Here is a 3,070-nt window from a genome sequence, read left to right as displayed (position 1 = left end):
TGCCGCGATGGCACGCAGCGCCAGCGGACCCTGGCGCGATATCCTCTCGCCGATGCTGTTCGGGCTGGTGGTCTTCGCGATATGGGAGATCGTCTGCGTCGGCGGCGGCGTTCCGTTCGTGCTGTTGCCGCCGCCCTCGGCGATCCTCGGCAAGCTCGCGACCTCGGGCGCGATCCTGGCGCCCGACTTCGTGCAGACCGTGCTGAAGTCGGCGCTGCCCGGCTCGGCGATCGGCGCCGCCTTGGGCTTCGCGGTCGCGCTGCTCTGCGATCGCAGTCCTTTCCTGCGCCGCGGCCTGCTGCCGATCGCGGATTTCGTCTCCGCGCTGCCGATCATTGGCATTGCGCCGATCATGGTGATGTGGTTCGGCTTTGATTGGCACTCGAAGGCCGCAGTCGTCGTGCTGATGACCTTCTTCCCGATGCTGGTGAACACGCTGGCCGGGCTCAGCGCCGCCGGTGCGCAGGAGAAGGACCTGATGCGCTCCTACGGGGCCGACTGGCTGTCGACCTTGTGGCGGCTACGGCTGCCGATGGCCTTGCCCTTCATCTTCAACGCGCTGAAGATCAATGCGACGCTCGCGCTGATCGGCGCCATCGTGGCGGAGTTTTTCGGCACGCCGATCGTCGGCATGGGCTTTCGCATCTCGACCGAGGTCGGCCGCATGGGGCTCGACATGGTCTGGGCCGAGATCGTCGTGGCGGCGGTCGCCGGCTCGCTGTTTTACGCGGGGCTCGTGCTGCTGGAGCGCCGGGCGACCTTCTGGCATGCTTCTATGAGACTGCGCTGAAAGACCGGGATCTGAAAACCAGGCGGAGAGAGACATGAGAAAGGCAGTACCGATCGCAATCGCCGCGCTCCTGTTCGGCAGCGCAGGCGCGCAGGCGCAGGACAAGGTAACCCTGCAACTGAAATGGGTCGTGCAGGCCCAGTTCGCTGGCTATCTGGTCGCCAAGGACAAGGGTTTCTACAAGGAGGCCGGGCTCGACGTCACGATCAGGCCGGGCGGCCCGGACATCGCTCCGCCGCAGGTGATCGCCGGCGGCGGCGCCGATGTTACGGTCGAATGGATGCCGGCCGCGCTCGCGGCGCGCGAGAAGGGCGTGCCGCTGGTCAATATCGCCCAGCCGTTCAAGCGCTCGGGCATGATGCTGACCTGCCGCGCCGAGACCGGGATCAAGACGCCGGCCGACCTCAAGGGGCGCACGCTCGGGGTCTGGTTCTTCGGCAACGAGTACCCGTTCATGTCGTGGATGGCGAAGCTCGGCTACAAGACCGACGGCTCGCCCGGCGGCGTCAAGGTGCTGAAGCAGGGCTTCAACGTCGATCCGCTGCTGCAGAAGCAGGCCGACTGCATCTCGACCATGACCTACAACGAGTACTGGCAGGTGATCGACGCCGGCATTCCGGCCGACAAGCTGGTCGTGTTCAAGTATGAGGATCAGGGCGTCGCCACCATGGAGGATGGTCTCTACGCGCTTGAAGCCAAGCTCGCCGATCCGAAATTCGCCGCCACGATGGCGAAATTCGTCAAGGCCTCGATGAAGGGCTGGGAGTATGCGCGCGCCAACCCGGCGGAAGCCGTCAAGATCGTGCTCGCGAACGACCCAACCGGTGCGCAAACCGAGAAGCACCAGACGCGCATGCTTGGCGAGATCAACAAGCTGACTGAAGGCTCGAACGGCGCGCTTGTTGAGGCCGATTATGAGCGCACGGTGAAGACCCTGCTCGGCGGCGGCGGAGAGGCCCCGGTGATCTCCAAGGTGCCGACCGGCGCGTGGACGCACGCGATCACCGATGTGGCGTTGAAGTGAGGGGCGGGAGTTTGATCCAAGGGCGATGAGTCCAGGTTCCGGTCATTCCCGCGAAAGCGGGAATCCAGGGGCCGAGCATCCGGCCAAAGAACTGGACCCGCTTCCGTGGGGGCGAGCGGGGGGATCGAATCTTTCAAGCCACGGCCGGCCGGCGCATCGGGCGGTCGCGTGCATGACAACAGCTGGACCCTGCCTATGACCATGCTGATCCGCGGCGGCACCGTCGTGAATCACGACACGTCTCACCGCGCCGACGTGCTGATCGAAGGCGGCCAGATCGCCGCCGTCGGCGCGGGGCTCGCGGCTCCGGCCGGCGCGGAGATCATCGATGCCGGCGGCGCCTATGTGCTGCCCGGCGGCATCGACCCGCACACCCATTGCGAATTCCCCTTCATGGGCACGGTCTCGGCCGACGATTTCGAATGGGGCACCAAGGCGGCGCTCTCCGGCGGCACGACGATGATCGTCGACATGTGCATCCCGGGACCCGCCGACTCGATGCTGGCGACTTACGCGGATTGGAGCAGCCGCGCCAAGAAGGCCGCGGCGGACTATTCCTTCCACATGGCGGTCACCAGCTGGTCGGAAGTGCGCTGGAACGAGATGGCGACCGTCGTGAACGAGTACGGCATCAATACCTTCAAGCACTTCATGGCCTACAAGGGCGCCTTGATGGTCGATGACGACATCATGATGCGATCCTTCCTGCGCTGCACCGAGCTCGGCGCGATGCCGATCATCCATGCCGAGAACGGCGATGTGGTGCTGCAGCTGCAGGCCGAGATCATGGCCAAGGGCATCACCGGGCCGGAAGGCCATGCGCTGTCGCGGCCGCCCGTGGTCGAGGGCGAGGCGGCCAATCGCGCGATCATGATCGCCGACATGGCGGGTTGCCCGGTCTATATCGTGCATACCAGCTGCCGCGAGGCGCATGAGGCGATTGCGCGCGCCCGCGCGCGCGGCCAGCGCGTCTATGGCGAGCCGTTGATCCAGCATCTCGTGCTCGACGAGAGCGCGTACTACAACGCCGACTGGCAACACGCCGCGCGGCGCGTGATGTCGCCGCCGTTCCGCGCCAAGGCGCACCAGGAATCGCTCTGGACCGGCCTGCAATGCGGCTCGCTGCAGGTGGTCGCGACCGACCATTGCTCCTTCACCGATGCGCAGAAGCGCATGGGGCGCGATGATTTCCGCATGATCCCGAACGGCACCGGCGGGCTCGAGGACCGCATGCCGGTGCTGTGGAGCGAAGGCGT

At 66.0% G+C, this 3,070-nt stretch carries 3 protein-coding genes; all 3 read left to right on the top strand.

What is annotated here, in order from left to right; all coding sequences use genetic code 11:
- A partial coding sequence (locus tag JOZ76_RS10035; protein WP_291698474.1) for an ABC transporter permease occupies positions 1-790 on the top strand: 790 nt, incomplete at its 5' end.
- A 34-nt stretch (positions 791-824) separates the two neighbouring features.
- Positions 825-1,814: an ABC transporter substrate-binding protein gene (locus tag JOZ76_RS10030; RefSeq protein ID WP_291698473.1), complete on the top strand. Its 990-nt coding sequence runs from the start codon at positions 825-827 to the stop codon at positions 1,812-1,814.
- Between the two features lie 195 nt (positions 1,815-2,009).
- Positions 2,010-3,070: dihydropyrimidinase (hydA, locus tag JOZ76_RS10025; protein ID WP_291698472.1), on the top strand; the 1,061-nt coding region annotated here is incomplete at its 3' end.

The sequence above is a fragment of the Bradyrhizobium sp. genome (assembly GCF_019244115.1).
GTDB lineage: Bacteria > Pseudomonadota > Alphaproteobacteria > Rhizobiales > Xanthobacteraceae > Bradyrhizobium.
Note: the sequence above shows the minus strand (reverse complement) of the source record. Positions and strands in the feature narration are given on the sequence as shown.